At 64.8% G+C, this 15,405-nt stretch carries 19 protein-coding genes; all 19 read left to right on the top strand.

The window, feature by feature from the left end:
• Positions 1–147: 147 nt before the first annotated feature.
• The 19 genes from SB764_RS34755 to tnpC all read left to right on the top strand — a co-directional run bounded on the left by SB764_RS34755 (position 148) and on the right by tnpC (position 15,167).
• The gene (locus tag SB764_RS34755; protein ID WP_074987586.1) at positions 148–1,386 is read left to right on the top strand and encodes an IscS subfamily cysteine desulfurase; all 1,239 of its coding nucleotides are present in this window, start codon (positions 148–150) and stop codon (positions 1,384–1,386) included.
• 37 nt (positions 1,387–1,423) lie between these two features.
• Positions 1,424–1,885 (top strand): Fe-S cluster assembly scaffold IscU, encoded by a 462-nt coding sequence (iscU, locus tag SB764_RS34750; protein ID WP_124262411.1) that lies wholly within the window; start codon positions 1,424–1,426, stop codon positions 1,883–1,885.
• Between the two features lie 28 nt (positions 1,886–1,913).
• Positions 1,914–2,288, top strand: a complete 375-nt coding sequence (gene erpA / locus SB764_RS34745; protein WP_074987588.1) for an iron-sulfur cluster insertion protein ErpA — start codon at positions 1,914–1,916, stop codon at positions 2,286–2,288.
• Between the two features lie 8 nt (positions 2,289–2,296).
• The gene (gene iscA, locus SB764_RS34740; RefSeq protein WP_074987589.1) at positions 2,297–2,620 is read left to right on the top strand and encodes an iron-sulfur cluster assembly protein IscA; all 324 of its coding nucleotides are present in this window, start codon (positions 2,297–2,299) and stop codon (positions 2,618–2,620) included.
• 33 nt (positions 2,621–2,653) lie between these two features.
• Positions 2,654–4,540, top strand: coding sequence for a Fe-S protein assembly chaperone HscA (hscA, locus tag SB764_RS34735; RefSeq protein WP_410866137.1), 1,887 nt, complete (start codon positions 2,654–2,656; stop codon positions 4,538–4,540).
• Between the two features lie 12 nt (positions 4,541–4,552).
• Positions 4,553–4,888: a 2Fe-2S iron-sulfur cluster-binding protein gene (locus SB764_RS34730; protein WP_410866136.1), complete on the top strand. Its 336-nt coding sequence runs from the start codon at positions 4,553–4,555 to the stop codon at positions 4,886–4,888.
• A 195-nt stretch (positions 4,889–5,083) separates the two neighbouring features.
• On the top strand, positions 5,084–6,220 hold the full coding sequence (nifV, locus tag SB764_RS34725; protein ID WP_410866135.1) for a homocitrate synthase: 1,137 nt from the start codon (positions 5,084–5,086) through the stop codon (positions 6,218–6,220).
• On the top strand, positions 6,217–7,014 hold the full coding sequence (gene cysE / locus SB764_RS34720) for a serine O-acetyltransferase (RefSeq protein ID WP_410866134.1): 798 nt from the start codon (positions 6,217–6,219) through the stop codon (positions 7,012–7,014). Before nifV ends, cysE begins: the two co-directional genes overlap by 4 nt.
• A 4-nt stretch (positions 7,015–7,018) precedes the next feature.
• Entirely contained in the window at positions 7,019–7,357 is a 339-nt protein-coding gene (gene nifW, locus SB764_RS34715; protein ID WP_074987593.1) for a nitrogenase stabilizing/protective protein NifW, read from the top strand.
• Between the two features lie 14 nt (positions 7,358–7,371).
• Positions 7,372–8,220 (top strand): electron transfer flavoprotein subunit beta/FixA family protein, encoded by an 849-nt coding sequence (locus SB764_RS34710; protein ID WP_074987594.1) that lies wholly within the window; start codon positions 7,372–7,374, stop codon positions 8,218–8,220.
• Positions 8,217–9,332, top strand: coding sequence for an electron transfer flavoprotein subunit alpha/FixB family protein (locus tag SB764_RS34705; protein WP_410866133.1), 1,116 nt, complete (start codon positions 8,217–8,219; stop codon positions 9,330–9,332). Before SB764_RS34710 ends, SB764_RS34705 begins: the two co-directional genes overlap by 4 nt.
• Positions 9,333–9,342: 10 nt before the next feature.
• Complete coding sequence (locus tag SB764_RS34700; protein WP_410866132.1) at positions 9,343–10,653, top strand: FAD-dependent monooxygenase; 1,311 nt, start codon at positions 9,343–9,345, stop codon at positions 10,651–10,653.
• Positions 10,650–10,949 carry a ferredoxin family protein gene (locus SB764_RS34695; protein WP_410866131.1) on the top strand — a complete coding sequence of 100 codons (300 nt, stop codon included), beginning with the start codon at positions 10,650–10,652 and terminating at the stop codon, positions 10,947–10,949. Before SB764_RS34700 ends, SB764_RS34695 begins: the two co-directional genes overlap by 4 nt.
• Before the next feature lie 12 nt (positions 10,950–10,961).
• Positions 10,962–11,288, top strand: coding sequence for a (2Fe-2S) ferredoxin domain-containing protein (locus SB764_RS34690; RefSeq protein ID WP_074987598.1), 327 nt, complete (start codon positions 10,962–10,964; stop codon positions 11,286–11,288).
• Positions 11,285–11,770 (top strand): hypothetical protein, encoded by a 486-nt coding sequence (locus SB764_RS34685; protein WP_074987605.1) that lies wholly within the window; start codon positions 11,285–11,287, stop codon positions 11,768–11,770. The genes SB764_RS34690 and SB764_RS34685 overlap by 4 nt, the downstream gene beginning before the upstream one ends.
• Positions 11,771–11,809: 39 nt before the next feature.
• A complete protein-coding gene (locus tag SB764_RS34680) occupies positions 11,810–12,565 on the top strand; it encodes an IclR family transcriptional regulator (RefSeq protein WP_410866130.1) in 756 nt (251 codons plus the stop codon).
• Positions 12,566–12,783: 218 nt separating this feature from the next.
• Positions 12,784–13,182: an IS66-like element accessory protein TnpA gene (tnpA, locus tag SB764_RS34675; RefSeq protein WP_410866129.1), complete on the top strand. Its 399-nt coding sequence runs from the start codon at positions 12,784–12,786 to the stop codon at positions 13,180–13,182.
• The gene (tnpB, locus tag SB764_RS34670) at positions 13,179–13,520 is read left to right on the top strand and encodes an IS66 family insertion sequence element accessory protein TnpB (protein WP_258178556.1); all 342 of its coding nucleotides are present in this window, start codon (positions 13,179–13,181) and stop codon (positions 13,518–13,520) included. Before tnpA ends, tnpB begins: the two co-directional genes overlap by 4 nt.
• Before the next feature lie 54 nt (positions 13,521–13,574).
• The gene (gene tnpC, locus SB764_RS34665; RefSeq protein ID WP_410866128.1) at positions 13,575–15,167 is read left to right on the top strand and encodes an IS66 family transposase; all 1,593 of its coding nucleotides are present in this window, start codon (positions 13,575–13,577) and stop codon (positions 15,165–15,167) included.
• The last annotated feature ends 238 nt before the right edge of the window (positions 15,168–15,405 follow it).

Raw genomic sequence — 15,405 nt, 5'->3', positions numbered from 1 at the left:
AACCTGAACTGCAATCCTGCGTCGGTTACGTACAAAGAAAACCATCCCCGCGCCAGAAGACAACCATACCCGGCTAAAAAAAGCCGTGGCATGGATGTTGCAGATTTTCGCCTGCCTGTTCCATCCTCCGCTGCCAAGGAGCCCGCCATGCCGGATGCCGCCCGTTATCCCGAGTCCCGCGTTCAGCCCGTCTATCTCGACTACGCCGCCACTACGCCCGTGGACCCGCGTGTCGCGCGGCGCATGCTGCCCTACATGACGCAGATCTTCGGCAATCCGGCGAGCCGCTCTCATGCGTTCGGCTGGGCCGCCGACGAAGCCGTGGAACTCGCCCGCGAGCAGGTGGCGAGCCTCGTGAACGCCGACCCGCGCGAAATCGTCTGGACCTCGGGCGCGACCGAGTCGGACAACCTCGCGCTGAAGGGCGCCGCACACTTCCACCGCTCGCGTGGCAAGCACCTCGTGACGCTCGCAACCGAACACAAGGCCGTGCTCGACACGATGCGCGAACTCGAACGCGAAGGCTTCGAGGTGAGCGTGCTGCCGGTGCAGCAGGACGGCCTCGTCGACCCGGCCGTGTTCGAGGCCGCGCTCCGGCCCGAGACCGTGCTCGCGTCGGTGATGCTCGTGAACAACGAAACGGGCGCCGTGCAGGACATCGCCACGCTGGGTGCGCTGTGCCGCGCGCGCGGCGTGCTGCTGCACGTCGATGCGGCGCAGGCGGCCGGCAAGGTGCCGATCGACCTCGACGCATTGCCGGTCGACCTGATGTCGCTCTCCGCGCACAAGGTCTACGGCCCGAAAGGCATCGGCGCGCTTTACGTGCGCCGCCGCCCGCGCGTGCGCATCGATGCGCAGATCCACGGCGGCGGGCACGAGCGCGGCATGCGCTCGGGCACGCTGCCGACGCACCAGATCGTTGGTATGGGTGCGGCATTCTGGCTTGCCCGCGAAAGCATGCGCGCCGACAACGAACGCATCCGCATGCTGCGCGACCGATTGTGGGCGGGCTTGCAAGCCATCGACGCAATCGAGGTCAATGGCGACCTCACACACGGCGCGCCGCATTACCTCAATATCAGTTTCCGCTACGTCGAAGGCGAATCGCTGCTGATGGGGATGAAGGACATCGCGGTGTCTTCCGGTTCGGCGTGCACGTCCGCAAGCCTCGAACCCAGCTACGTGCTGCGCGCGATGGGACGCGACGACGAACTCGCGCACAGTTCGATCCGCTTCTCGCTCGGACGCTTCACGACGGCGCAGGAGATCGATTTCGCCATTGCGCAGGTGACCCGCGTGGTCGAACGGCTGCGCGGCATGAGCCCGTTGTGGGACATGGCGCAGGCCGGCGTCGACCTTCGTTCTCTCCAGTGGGCCGAACACTGATGCCCGGCCCGTCCGGCACGCTACCAAGGAGCATGTCATGGCTTACAGCGACAAGGTTCTCGATCACTATGAAAATCCGCGCAACGTGGGCTCGTTCGGCAAGGACGACGACACGGTAGGCACCGGCATGGTCGGCGCGCCCGCGTGTGGCGACGTGATGCGGTTGCAGATCCGCGTCAACGGCCAGGGCGTGATCGAGGACGCACGGTTCAAAACGTATGGCTGCGGCTCGGCGATCGCGTCCAGTTCGCTGGTCACCGAATGGGTCAAGGGCAAGACGCTCGACGAGGCGATGGCGATCCGCAATACGCAGATCGCCGAAGCCCTCGCACTGCCGCCGGTGAAGATCCATTGCTCGATCCTCGCCGAGGATGCCATCAAGGCCGCCGTGGCCGACTTCCGCGCGCGGCGCCTCACGGCCGAGCCTCGCGAAACGGCGGCGCGAGACAGCGTCGAATTCACGACCGAACAGCCGGCCTGCGCGTCCGGCACGAATTGAACGCGCTCACAGAACGAGGACAAGCACGATGGAATCACTCCAGCAAGCGGCCGCCGCCGCGCCCGAACCCCTGCCGTCCTTCCTGGACTTCACCGCGCGCGCCGCCGCCAAGGTCGCGTCGCTGATCGAGGAAGAAGGCAATCCCCGGCTCAAGCTCCGACTCTATGTGTCCGGCGGCGGCTGCTCGGGCTTTCAGTACGGATTCTCGTTCGACGACCAGGTTGCCGAAGACGACATGCAGATCGTCACCGACGGCGTCACGCTGCTGATCGATGCGATGAGCCAGCAATATCTGCTGGGCGCGCGCGTCGATTACGAAGACAGCCTCGAAGGCGCGCGTTTCGTCATCCAAAACCCGAACGCCCAGAGCACCTGCGGCTGCGGCAGTTCCTTCTCCGTGTGAGGCCCGACATGACCGTCTCTCTCACCCCGGCAGCGGCGCGGCACGTCGCGAGGTCGCTGCAAAAGCGTGGCAGCGGCGTCGGACTGCGCGTCGCGGTCAAGACGAGCGGCTGCTCGGGCTTCGCGTATGCGCTCGAATTCGTGGATACACCGAACGTCGAGGACCGGTGTTTCGAGGCATATGGCGTGACGATCGTCGTCGATCCACGCAGCCTGCCGATGCTCGACGGCACCGAACTCGACTTCGTGCGCGAAGGCCTGAACGAAGGCTTCAAGTTCCACAACCCGAACGCGAAGGCAAACTGCGGATGCGGAGAAAGCTTCGCGGTCTGAGCCTTCCGGTCCGCCTGCCGAGGAGATATCGACATGGCCCTGCTACAGATCGCTGAACCTGGCCGCGCCGCCGCCCCGCATCAGCACCGGCTCGCGGCCGGCATCGACCTGGGGACGACAAACTCGCTCGTCGCGACGGTCCAGAGTGCCGTGGCGCGCGTGTTGCCAGACCTGTTGCCGGACATGGAAGGCTCACCGCTCGTGCCTTCCGTCGTGCGCTATCTGCCGTCAGGCGAAGCGCGCGTGGGACGCGAGGCGCAAATGCAGCAAGCCGACGATCCGGCCAACACCATCGTCTCGGTGAAGCGTTTCATGGGGCGGCGTCTTGCGGATCTGCCCGATGCCGACGCGCTGCCTTATCGCTTCGTCGACCGGCCCGGCATGGTGCACGTCGCGACGGCCGCGGGCGAGCGCTCGCCGGTGCAGGTCTCGGCCGAAATCCTGCGCGCGCTGCGCACGCGAGCCGAAGCCGCGCTCGGCGGCGAACTGGCGGGCGTGGTGATCACCGTGCCTGCCTACTTCGACGATGCGCAACGCCAGGCGACCAAGGACGCCGCGAGACTCGCCGGACTCACCGTGCTGCGGCTGATGAACGAGCCGACCGCCGCTGCTGTGGCCTACGGGCTCGACCGCGCAGCCGAAGGCACGTTCGCGGTCTACGACCTGGGCGGCGGCACGTTCGACATCTCGATTCTGCGGCTCTCGAAGGGCGTCTTCGAAGTGCTCGCCACGGGCGGCGACGCAGCGCTCGGCGGAGACGATTTCGATCACGCCGTGGCGCACTGGCTGTGCAATGCGCAGGGCGTCGCCAGCCTTGCCGCACTCGCGCCGCGCGAGCAGCGCGCGCTGCTGATGGCGGCGCGCACCGCGAAGGAGGCACTGTCGCAATCGGACACGGCCGAGGTCACGCTGACGCATCCCGGCGGCGCCATCTGGCAGCGCACGCTGTCGCGCGCGGTATTCGGCGCGCTCTGTCAGCCGCTGATCGACCGGACCATTGCCGCCACGCGCCGCGCACTGCGCGACGCCAGGCTGCAGAGCGCCGATATCGACGGCGTGGTGCTGGTCGGCGGTTCGACACGCATGCCGCTCGCACGAGACGCGGTGCGCGGCCTGTTCGGCTGCGAACCGCTCGCGGACATCGATCCCGACCAGGTCGTCGCTCTCGGCGCGGCGAGGCAAGCGGACGTCCTCGCCGGAAACAGCAACGGCGACGGCTGGCTGCTGCTCGATGTCTGTCCGCTGTCGCTCGGGCTCGAAACGATGGGCGGTCTGGTCGAGAAGATCATTCCGCGCAACTCGACGTTGCCCGTCGCCCGTGCGCAGGAATTCACGACGTTCAAGGACGGACAGACCGCGATGTCGATCCACGTCGTCCAGGGCGAGCGCGAGGCGGTCGCGGACTGCCGCTCGCTCGCCCGTTTCGAACTGCGCGGCATTCCTGCCACGGTCGCGGGCGCCGCGCGCGTTCGCGTGACATTCCAGATCGACGCCGACGGCCTGCTCGCCGTCACCGCCCGGGAGCAGACGACCGGAACCGAGGCGCACGTCGAGGTCAAGCCGTCATACGGCCTGAGCGACGCGCAGGTTGCCGCGATGCTAAGGGAGGCCTTCGACACCTCGCTCGACGACATGCAATTGCGCGCGCTGCGCGAAGCGCAAGTCGACGCCCGGCGCCTGCTGGATGCGACCGAAACGGCGCTTGCCGCCGATGCCGCGTTGCTCACGGAAACGGAACTCGCCGCGATCCGGCAAAGCCTGTTCGGCGTGGCGGAGGCGCTCGAAGTCGGCGCGCCCCTCGATGCGCTGCGCGCGGCTGCCGAAACGCTCTCCCACGCTACCGCCGAATTCGCCGCACGCCGGATGAACGCCTCCATTCGCCAGGCGCTCGCAGGCCGCGCGCTCGACAGTCTCGCCTGAACGGATCCCCTCATGCCCCGCGTACACGTGCTTCCTCATGCCGAGTTGTGTCCCGAAGGACGCGTAATCGAGCTCAAACGCGGCGCATCGCTGTGCGACGGCCTGCTCGAATCGGGCATCGCCATCGAACATGCCTGCGAGATGGTGGCCGCCTGCGCAACTTGTCATATTTACGTGCGCGCGGGCGGCGCGTCGCTGACCGCGCCCGATGATGAGGAGTCCGACCAGCTCGACCACGCGTGGGGCGTCGACGCACAATCGCGCCTTGCGTGCTGCGTGAAGCTGCGCGACGCCGACCTGACCATCGAGTTTCCGAAACACACGCGCAACTTCGCGCGCGAGCGCTGACACCGCCACCCGGTCGAGAACGCCTGGTTCACGGTGTTCGGAACAGCACATTCGCGACACGCGCAACCCCACAACACGCCCTTCATACGCGACATCCGCGTCATCGAATTGCGGCCACAAGCCCGCGTCCAGCCATAAAGCGCTGCTGGCACAACCCTTGCAAATCTCATGACGACAACTTGAGAGACCACGCACATGCCCGTCCCGATCATCAACGACACCACCCTGCGCGACGGCGAACAGACCGCCGGCGTCGCGTTCACGCTCGAAGAGAAATGCGCTATCGCGACGGCACTGTCTAAAGCCGGCGTCGCCGAACTCGAAATCGGCATTCCGGCCATGGGCGAGGACGAGATTGCCGGCATCCGGGCGATCGTCGACCTGAACCTCGACGCCGGCCTCATGGTCTGGGGACGCCTGACCGACGGCGATCTCGCCGCTGCGCTGCGCTGCAATCCCGACATCGTGCATCTGTCGATTCCGGTCTCGGACATCCATCTGCAATACAAGTTGCGTCAGCCCCGCAACTGGGTATTCGGGCAGATCGCGCGCGTGATCGCGGCGGCGGCGAAAAGCGACCGCAAGATCTCGCTCGGGATGGAGGACGCCTCGCGCGCGGACGCCGCCTTCCTCGCCGACGTCGCACGCTGCGCGCAGCAGCACGGCGCGCAACGCGTGCGCTTCGCCGATACGCTCGGCGTGCTCGATCCGTTCTCGACCTACGACGCCATCGCAAGACTGCGCGACGCCGTCGACATCGAGATCGAGATCCATGCGCACGACGACCTCGGGCTCGCCACGGCCAACACGCTCGCCGCGCTGCGCGCGGGCGCGACCCACGCGAACACGACCGTCAACGGCCTCGGCGAGCGCGCCGGAAACGCCGCGCTCGAAGAGATCGTCATGGGTGCGCGGCATCTGCTGGGACGCGACACCGGCGTCGACACGACCGCGCTGCTCGGCATCTCGCGGCTCGTTGAAAGCGCGTCGGGCAGGACGGTTTCGTTCAACAAAAGCATCGTCGGCAGCGCCGTGTTTACGCACGAGTCGGGCATTCACGCCGACGGCATCGCGAAACATCCCGCGACCTACGAAAGCTTCGATCCGGCCGAACTCGGGCGGCAGCGTTCGGTCGTGCTCGGCAAACACTCTGGATCCCAAAGCGTTCGCCAAGCCTACGGCGCGCTCGGCGTGAACGTGGCCGAGCGGATCCTGCCGATGCTGCTCGCGCGGATCCGCCAGTACGCCACGCAGTACAAGCAGGCGCCGAGCGCGAGCGACCTCTACCGTTTTCTGTCCGAAGCCAGCGAAACGTTCGGGGAGGTCTCGTGAGCGACTATCGCCGCGTCATGCCTGAACCGGCATCCACGGACACGGCCGGCCCGAACACCTCATGGTGGTCGCTATTGCTTGGCGACGTGCACTGCGTCGCTCAGCGCGACCCGGCCGCCCGCAGCCGGTTCGAAGCCTGGACGATCTATCCCGGCGTGCACGCCATGGCGGCCTACCGTATCGCTCATGCGCTGTGGGCGCGCGGCTGGCGCTACGTGCCGCGCTGGCTGTCGTTCGTCGCGCGCATGGTCACGCATGTGGACATTCACCCGGGCGCGGTGATCGGCGCGCGATGCTTCATCGATCACGGCGCGGGCGTCGTGATCGGCGAGACTGCCGTGATCGGCAACGACGTCACGCTCTATCACGGCGTCACGCTCGGCGGCACGAGCTGGCATCCGGGCAAGCGTCACCCAACGCTCGGCGACCACGTCGTCATCGGCGCGGGCGCGAAGATTCTCGGACCGATCACGATCGGCCATCACGCGCGCATCGCTGCGAACTCCGTCGTCATCGATCCGGTGCCGGAAGGCGCGACCGTCGTCGGCATCCCGGGGCGCGTCGTGGCCCCTCGCGCGCGAGCGGCTCCATATGGTTTCGACCTCAATCACCATCTGATTCCGGATCCCGTCGGCAAGGCTCTCGCCTGCCTGCTGGAGCGCGTAGCGCATCTCGAACAGGCCGCGCAAGTGGGTCCCGCTGCGGTTGCCGCCCAGTGCCACGTCGGCTGCGACGACCGCTGCACGCCAAGCGCGCATTTTTCAACACCGCCCGACATGTCCAGTGGGGAGTAACGACATGCAAGGATTCATCGAGCAACTTAAACGCCTCTCGTCGGCCGAGGATTTCCTGCACTTCTTCGGCATCCCGTTCGACGAGAAGGTGGTGAACGTCAGCCGTCTGCACATTCTCAAGCGCTTCTTCCAGTACATCCGGCAACAGGAAGCGATGCCGCAGAACAACGAGGCGGCCATGTTCAAGGTCTACCACGGTCTGCTGCTGAAGGCCTACAGCGACTTCGTCTCGTCCACGCCCGCCGACGAGAAGGTGTTCAAGGTCTTCCAGGACGTGGACGGCCGCCAGCATGTCTCTCTCGACAACCTGCGCGCGTCGTTGCCGACGCGCGACGCCGCCTGAACTGGAGCGCCATCATGCACATTGTCGTCTGCATCAAACAGGTTCCGGATTCCGCACAGATCCGGGTTCATCCTGTCACCAACACCATCATGCGCCAGGGCGTGCCGGCGATCGTCAACCCGTACGACCTGTTCTCGCTCGAAGAGGCGCTGCGGCTCAAGGACCGCTTCGGCGGCAAGGTCACGATGCTCTGCATGGGACCGCCGCAAGCCGAGGACGCGCTGCGCAAATGCATCGGCTATGGCGCGGACGACGCCGTGCTCGTGACCGACCGCGCATTCGCGGGCGCCGACACGCTCGCCACCTCGTATGCGCTCGCCGCTGCCATCCGCCAGATCGGGAAGGAACAGGCGGTGGACGTCGTGTTCACTGGCAAGCAGACCATCGACGGCGATACAGCCCAGGTCGGCCCCGGCATCGCCAAACGCATGGGGATGCAGCTACTCACCTACGTGTCGAAGATCGTCGAGACCGACCTCGATGCGCGCACGATCGTCGTCGAGCGCCGCGCGGAAGGCGGCGTGCAGGTGCTGAAGACCGCGCTGCCCTGTCTCGTGACGATGCTGGAGAACACCAACGAGCTGCGCTTCGCGACGCTGCCCGCGATGATCCATGCCGCGGGCTTTCCCGTGCGCAAATGGAACCGCGAACAGGCGGGCATCGAGGACGTCAGCAAGATCGGACTGAAAGGCTCGCCGACCGTGGTCAGCAAGGTCTTCGGACCGACGCCGCGCAGCGAAAAGACGGAGATGCTGGAGCTGGACATTTCGAGCCTGCGCGACATCTCGCTGAACCTGTTGCAGAAGATATTCACCCGCCATCCAACACTGGAGGCGGACTTGCTGATGAAGGGGACCTCATGAACTCGCCTGTCGCCGCCGACGCCAAGCCGGCTGCGCCCGCCAAACGTGCGGGCGGCCGCAATCTCGAACTGCCCGAACACCTCAAGGTCTACAAGGGCGTCTGGGTTTTTCTGGAACATGACCGCGGCCATGTGCACAGCGTCTCGTGGGAACTGCTCGGCGAAGCGCGCAAGCTCGCCGACAAGCTGGGCAGCGACGTTGCCGTCGTGGCGCTCGGCGGCCCGGACGAGCCGCTCGAGCAGTTCGCCGCCGAGGCCTTCGGCTTCGGCGCGGACAAGGCCTACGTGATCCATGATCCGGTACTGCTCGGCTATCGCAACGAGCCCTTCACGAAAGGCCTCACCGACCTCGTCAACCAGTACCAGCCCGAAATCCTGCTGCTCGGCGCGACCTCGATGGGCCGCGATCTCGCCGGCTCAGTCGCGACGACGCTCGCAACCGGCCTCACCGCCGACTGCACGGAACTCAACATCGACCCGGTTTCGCGCGCGCTCGCCGCGACGAGGCCGACTTTCGGCGGCTCGCTGCTGTGCACGATCATGACTCTTGCATACCGCCCGCAGATGGCCACCGTGCGCCCGCGCGTAATGGCGATGCCGCAGGCGCAGAGCGGGCGCAGCGGAGCAATCGTGCAGGCAACGCTCGGGATGGCGGAGTCCGGCATCGTGACGAAGCTGCTCGATTTCATCGCCGACGCGAACAGCAACCGCATCAACCTGCCCTACGCCGATGTGATCGTCAGCGGCGGCAAGGGGCTCAAGAACCCGGAGAACTTCCGGCTCGTCTTCGAACTGGCGCGTGTGCTGGGCGGCGAAGTCGGCGCGACGCGTCCCTGTGTGCAGACCGGCTGGGTCGAGGCCGATCGCCAGGTCGGCCAGACCGGCAAGACCGTGCGGCCGAAGCTCTATATCGCAGCCGGTATTTCCGGCGCGATCCAGCATCGCGTCGGTATGGAAAGTTCGGACGTGATCGTCGCGATCAACACCGACCCGAACGCACCAATCTTCGACTTTGCGCACTATGGCATCGTCGGCAATGCACTCCAGGTGCTCCCGGCGCTAACGCAGGCGTTCGCGGACCACCTGGCGCTGCGCGGCAAGGCAGCCGCGTGAGGAGAACACGATGAAAAAACCCTCGCAATTCGATGCGATCGTCGTCGGCGCCGGACCGTCCGGCAACGCAGCGGCGTACGTGATGGCCAAAGCCGGACTGAAGGTGTTGCAGATCGAGCGCGGCGAATATCCAGGCAGCAAGAACGTCCAGGGCGCGATCCTGTATGCCAGGTCGCTCGAGGAGATCATCCCCGACTTTCGCGACGACGCACCGCTTGAGCGCCATATCATCGAGCAGCGTATGTGGATGCTCGACGACACGTCGTTCGTCGGCACGCACGTGCGCAGCGACGACTACAACCAGCCGCCGTACAACCGCTACACGATCATCCGCGCTCAGTTCGACAAGTGGTTTTCGTCGAAAGTGCGCGAAGCTGGTGCGCTGCTGATCTGCGAGACCACCGTCAATCACCTGATCATGGACGGCGACCAGGTCGTCGGCGTGCAGTGCGACCGCGAACAGGGCGATGTCTACGCGGATGTCGTCATCCTCGCGGACGGCGTGAATTCGACGCTCGCGCGCAAGGCCGGCTTTCACGGCGAAATCGAGGCGCGCAACGTCGCCCTGGCGGTCAAGGAAATTCTCTTCATGCCCGAGGAGACGATCCGCCAGCGCTTCAACATTGGCGAAGAGGAAGGCGTGGTGATCGAGATGATCGGCCGCATCACGGACGGCATGATGGGCACCGGGTTCCTGTACACGAACAAGGAGTCGCTGACCATCGGCGTTGGCTGCATGCTCAGCGATTTCAAGAGGAATCCGAATCGAACGAGTCCGTATGTGCTGCTCGAACAGATGAAGCGGCACCCGTCGATCGCACCGCTGATCGCCGGAGGAGAAATGAAGGAATACTGCGCGCACCTGATACCCGAGGGCGGATTCAATGCCATTCCGCGCGTGTACGGCAACGGCTGGATGATCGTCGGTGACTCGGGCGGCTTCGTCAATGCCGCGCACCGCGAAGGATCGAACCTCGCCATGACGACGGGACGCCTCGCCGCCGAAACAGTCATCGCCGCCAGGGTGAACGGCCATGGCTACCGCGCGAGCGCGCTCGCGGCGTACAAAACCGCGCTCGACAACAGCTTCGTGATGAAGGATCTGCACAAGTACCGGGACATGCCGGGCATCCTGCACGACAATCCGCAGTTTTTCACGACGTATCCGGACCTCGTCGCGAACGCCGCACGCACGATGATTACCGTCGACGGCGTTGACAAGACCAGCAAGAAGCGCGAGGTGATGGCGAGTTTTCGCAAGCACCGCTCTCTCGGCGGCCTCGTTGGCGACGCCTACAAACTTTGGAGGGCCTTCCGATGAACACCGTCACAGTCAACGTCGAGGAAAAGCTGTTTCAGAATCGCTACCGCGTGGACGCGGGACGACCGCATATCCGCATCAAGAATGCGGATATCTGCACGAACGACTGCGGCTCGAAGAGTTGCACCTTCGTGTGCCCCGCATCGTGCTACAAGGCCGAAGGCAATGGGGCGGTCACACTGATCACCGATGGCTGCCTGGAGTGCGGAAGCTGCCGCATCCTGTGCACGGACCACAACAACATCGAATGGGAGTACCCGCGCGGCGGGCACGGCATCCTGTTCAAGTTCGGTTAGGAGAGCACGGCAATGAGCAAACCTCAACGGCATGTTTTCGTGTGTACCCAGAATCGGCCGCCTCAGCATCCCCGCGGCTCGTGCGCGGGCGGCAAGGGATCGACCGCCCTCCTTCAGGCGCTCTGGGCCGAACAGCAGAAGCGAAACGCGTATGACACGGTGGCGATCACCTACTCGGGATGCCTCGGTCCGTGCGACCAGGGCGCGAATGTGCTGGTCTATCCGGAAGCCGTGCTGTATCGAGGCGTGACGGCCGCCGACGCCGAGGAAATCTTCACCTCGCATCTCGAACGTGGAGAGCCCGTGGCGCGGCTTGTTGCACCGGAGACAGTGTGGTGAACCTCGTCACCGGGATCGAGTCCACCGACCTGTTCGGCGGCGAGGTGCCGCCAGCCGCGCGTCGGCTGATCGACGCGGCGCGCGGTGCCGCACACGACGAAGCTGGTGCTGCGCTGTGGACCACCGTGCTTGCATTCCCGCAATGCCTGCCGCCGTATTACCTGCTGTACAAATTCCACGCTAGCCTAGGCGAACTGGAACTGGCCGAGGAAGTCGCATGCAAGGCGCTCGCCGTGGCCGCGCTGCAGGCGTCGCTCGCGCGAGACTGGCGCACGGTGCAGCCCGATGACGCTGATTTTTCGACACCGGGCCCGGCCCGCTTCTGGTTATCCACACTGAAGGCGCTGGCGTTCATCAGCGTGCGCCGCGGCGAGCATGCTGCAGCGAGAGAGCTTGTCGGCAAGCTGCGTGCGCTCGACCCGGAAGACAGGCTCGGCTTTGGCGTGATCGAGGCGCTGCTTGAGCATTCCTGCTCGCGGTAACGGCATGCAGGTTCGATCGCGCATGCGGGCAGCCAGTTCATGACGGCAACGGCAGACAAATCGGGCACGGCCGGCGTTGCCGCCGTTGATCGGGCTCTGAGTGTGCTTTCGGCGCTCGCCGATGGCAAAGGCAACCTGTCGTTAAATGAACTCGCTGAAAGTAGCGGTCTTTATAAAAGTACCCTGCTTCGTCTGCTCGCCTCGCTGACTCACGCCAGGCTCGTTTCCCGTCAACCAAACGGACGTTATGTCCTCGGACCAACCGTGGCGAAACTTCATGCGAGCTATTTGCAGTCGTTTTGCTGCTCGGATTGGACCATCGCCGCCCTGCATGAACTGGTCGAGGCGACACGGGAGAGCGCCGCGTTTTTCGTGCTACGCGGTGAGTTCCAGCTTTGTCTCCATCGGGTTGCCTCTCCACGTGCGGTCAGGGACACGATCGAAACAGGCAAGCTGCTGCCGCCCGGCAGGGGCGCTGCGGGCCGTGTATTGCAGGCCTACGCATACATCGGCGACGAGGCACTGGGACAGCAGATTCGGCGAGCACAGGTTCTTCTGCTGACTGGCGATCACGACGCCGAATTGGCGGAGATCGCCGCGCCGGTCTTCGGCGCACTCGGAGAAGTGCTGGGTGCGATCGCGTTGATCATCCCGTGCGATCGCGTACACAGCGCATGGACAGTGACGGTCAGAAAGGCGGCAGAGGCTTTGAGCCTGCAGTTGGGCGGAGGGTTTCCCGATCAAAGTACCGATCATGGTTCCATTGGTGCAACCGCCGCGGGCACAACTTTGTGAGTGTTTGTTCCGCCACCATCGCGCGCAGGGAACGCCGTTTTGAGCGTGCCGCGCGTGGTCGCGGCGTCAAACTTCAGATGACGGATGACACCCGGTATCAGCGCGAATTTCAGCTCGCCTTTCGACAAATCCTGTGTAAGCACCCAAGCAAGGCCGTCTTGAGGATATGACGGCGGTGGGCAAATATGGCGTCCGCGAAATATTTTGCGGACGCGATAATGGACAATTCTGACGACGTGGTAACAGCGGCCCCGAAGCGGCCGAACTTCTCGAATGAGTTTCGGCGTGCGATCGTCGAGATGACGATGCAGCCCGGGGCTTCTGTCTCGCGAATCGCGCGGGAACACGGTCTGAACGACAACATGGTGTTCAAGTGGCGGCAACGATTCAAGAGGGAGCATGCGAAGGCCACCACGTCGGTTCCAGTGTCGGCCCTGGTGGAGCCCGCGCAATTGCTGCCGGTGAACGTCATCGACGTAGCGTCGTCGCCCACGACGCAGTCCGCTACGATGACCTCCGGTTGTGAGGTGGAAGTCGAGGTGGGCAAGAGACGGATTCGCGTCAAAGGTGTATCGCAAGAGTTCGCCGAGCGATTTCTGCAGGACTGCCTGAAGTGATACCGCCGAACACCCGGATATGGATTGCCGCAGGGGCGACCGACATGCGCTCCGGTTTCAATTCTCTGGCTGCGAAGGTGCAGACAGTGTTGGAGAAAGACCCGTATGGCGGCAACATCTTCCTCTTCAGAGGCAAGCGCGGTGATCTGCTGAAGGCTTTGTATTGGTGCGACGGCGGACTCTGTTTGTTTGCAAAACGCCTTGAAAAAGGACGTTTTGCGTGGCCCCGAGCCGATTCCGGCGTCATCGCGCTGACGAGTGCCCAACTTGCGCTCTTGCTCGAAGGCTTCGATTGGCGTCAGCCAGTCGAAGCAGCGCGCCCGCGCAGCGCATTGTAAACGGTCTTGTCCGCCGTCAACTTCCGGCAGGAGCCATGCCCGTAAACTGTAGGCATGGACCTTCGTGCAACAAACCTTCCCGACGACATCGACGCCCTGAAAGCGATGGTGTTCGCTCGTGATGAAATCGTGCGTAAACGCGATGCACAGGTTGCCGAACTGCACGAGCAACTCTCGTCTCGCGCCATTGAGATCGAGCACCTGAAGCTCACCATCGCGAAGCTGCGCCGCATGCAGTTCGGGCGTAAGTCGGAGAAGCTCGATCGCCAGATCGGGCAACTTGAACTCCGGCTGGAGGATCTGCAGGCCGACGAAGGCGCCACCTACATGGCAGCGCCTCGTGCGACGCCCCGACCGCGGCGCGAAGGGCCCGGCCGCAAGCCGCTGCCTGATCATCTCGAACGTGAAGAGCGCGTGCATCTGCCGGCGAGCGACAACTGCCCGGATTGCGGCGGGCAGCTCAAGCCATTGGGCGAAGATGTTGCCGAGCAGCTCGAGTACGTGCGCGCGCACTTCCGTGTGATCCGTCACCGCCGTCCGAAACTTGCCTGCGCGTGCTGCGACTGCATCGTGCAGGCCGCCGCGCCCACTCGACCGGTTGATCGCGGCATCCCGGGCCCGGCACTGCTTGCGCATATCGCCGTGTCGAAGTTCGCTTACCACCTCCCGTTGCATCGCCAGGCCGTTATGTACTCACGCGACGGCGTCGAAATTGATCCGGGCACGATGGGGTACTGGGTGGGCAGCATCACACATCTGCTTGCCCCACTGGTCGATGCTGTGCGTCGCTATGCGCTGGCCGGCTGCAAGGTTCACGGGGACGATACGCCTCTGCCGGTGCTGGCTCCGGGCAATGGCCGCACGAAGACAGGCCGTCTGTGGGTGTACGTGCGCGACGACCGGCCCTCCTGCTCCGGGGAGCCGACGGCGGTCTGGTTCGCCTACACGTCGGATCGGCGAGGCGAGCATCCGCAACAGCATCTGGCCAACTTCACCGGCGTGCTGCAGGCGGACGCGTTCGCCGGTTACGCCGAACTGTATCGCGGTGAGCGCATCGTCGAAGCCGCCTGCATGGCACACGCGCGGCGAAAAATCCATGATCTGCACGCCGTGCGGCCCAACGCCGTGACGGAAGAGGCGCTGCGCCGTATCGGCGCGCTTTACAGGATCGAGGAACAGATCCGCGGCAAACCACCGGACGAACGCCAACGCGTGCGCCAGGCGCAGGCCGTGCCGCTGCTCGACGACATGAAGCGGTGGTTCGACGCGACGCTTGCCACGCTCTCTGCGAAGTCCGATACGACGAAGGCGATTCGCTATGCGCTCAATCGCTGGCCGTCGCTCGTCTATTACTGCACGGACGGTCGGGCAGAGATCGACAACCTGATCGCCGAGCGGGCGCTGCGCGGTGTGGCCCTCGGAAGGCGCAACTTCTTGTTCGTCGGTTCCGATTCCGGCGGCGAGCGCGCGGCGGCTATGTACAGTCTCATCGGCTCGGCGCGCCTGAACGGCCTCGACCCCGAGGCGTATCTCGCCTATGTGCTCGAGCGCATCGCCGATCATCCGGCTAACCGCATCGAGGACCTGCTGCCGTGGAATGTAGCACCGGCGCTACCGTCCTCTGCACGCGTCGAACCGATCCGATAGCATTCCTCAGCTTCGTCGTCAACGATCTGAGCTACGGCGATGCTTGGGCGCTTACAATCCTGTGTCGGCAGCAGCACACGCGTCGTGACATAGCCGTGGGTGAGAATGAGGCCTTGCAGGGGCATTGTCAAGTTGGCGGCTGTGGGCAACTGTGCGTCACGCGCGTAGTTATCCTTAACAGATAACGGTCTCGCTTGCGGCGGAAAGAGTCCAAGCGCGCCATGTGCCGAGGCGTTCT

Origin of the sequence: Paraburkholderia sp. SIMBA_027, from assembly GCF_046535315.1 — a bacterium.
Classification (GTDB): domain Bacteria; phylum Pseudomonadota; class Gammaproteobacteria; order Burkholderiales; family Burkholderiaceae; genus Paraburkholderia; species Paraburkholderia tropica.
The sequence above is the reverse complement of the archived record's forward strand: the minus strand, read 5'-3'. Positions and strand labels throughout refer to the sequence as shown.

Excerpts from the sequence above, each read along its gene's own strand:
- SB764_RS34700 (WP_410866132.1), top strand. The coding sequence starts at position 9,343 with ATGAAAAAACCCTCGCAATTCGATGCGATCGTCGTCGGCGCCGGACCG.
- SB764_RS34755 (WP_074987586.1), top strand. The coding sequence starts at position 148 with ATGCCGGATGCCGCCCGTTATCCCGAGTCCCGCGTTCAGCCCGTCTAT.
- SB764_RS34680 (WP_410866130.1), top strand. The coding sequence starts at position 11,810 with ATGACGGCAACGGCAGACAAATCGGGCACGGCCGGCGTTGCCGCCGTT.
- tnpC (WP_410866128.1), top strand. The coding sequence starts at position 13,575 with ATGGACCTTCGTGCAACAAACCTTCCCGACGACATCGACGCCCTGAAA.
- erpA (WP_074987588.1), top strand. The coding sequence starts at position 1,914 with ATGGAATCACTCCAGCAAGCGGCCGCCGCCGCGCCCGAACCCCTGCCG.
- SB764_RS34710 (WP_074987594.1), top strand. The coding sequence starts at position 7,372 with ATGCACATTGTCGTCTGCATCAAACAGGTTCCGGATTCCGCACAGATC.
- SB764_RS34695 (WP_410866131.1), top strand. The coding sequence starts at position 10,650 with ATGAACACCGTCACAGTCAACGTCGAGGAAAAGCTGTTTCAGAATCGC.
- SB764_RS34730 (WP_410866136.1), top strand. The coding sequence starts at position 4,553 with ATGCCCCGCGTACACGTGCTTCCTCATGCCGAGTTGTGTCCCGAAGGA.
- nifW (WP_074987593.1), top strand. The coding sequence starts at position 7,019 with ATGCAAGGATTCATCGAGCAACTTAAACGCCTCTCGTCGGCCGAGGAT.
- hscA (WP_410866137.1), top strand. The coding sequence starts at position 2,654 with ATGGCCCTGCTACAGATCGCTGAACCTGGCCGCGCCGCCGCCCCGCAT.
- iscU (WP_124262411.1), top strand. The coding sequence starts at position 1,424 with ATGGCTTACAGCGACAAGGTTCTCGATCACTATGAAAATCCGCGCAAC.
- iscA (WP_074987589.1), top strand. The coding sequence starts at position 2,297 with ATGACCGTCTCTCTCACCCCGGCAGCGGCGCGGCACGTCGCGAGGTCG.
- tnpA (WP_410866129.1), top strand. The coding sequence starts at position 12,784 with ATGGACAATTCTGACGACGTGGTAACAGCGGCCCCGAAGCGGCCGAAC.
- SB764_RS34705 (WP_410866133.1), top strand. The coding sequence starts at position 8,217 with ATGAACTCGCCTGTCGCCGCCGACGCCAAGCCGGCTGCGCCCGCCAAA.
- SB764_RS34690 (WP_074987598.1), top strand. The coding sequence starts at position 10,962 with ATGAGCAAACCTCAACGGCATGTTTTCGTGTGTACCCAGAATCGGCCG.
- nifV (WP_410866135.1), top strand. The coding sequence starts at position 5,084 with ATGCCCGTCCCGATCATCAACGACACCACCCTGCGCGACGGCGAACAG.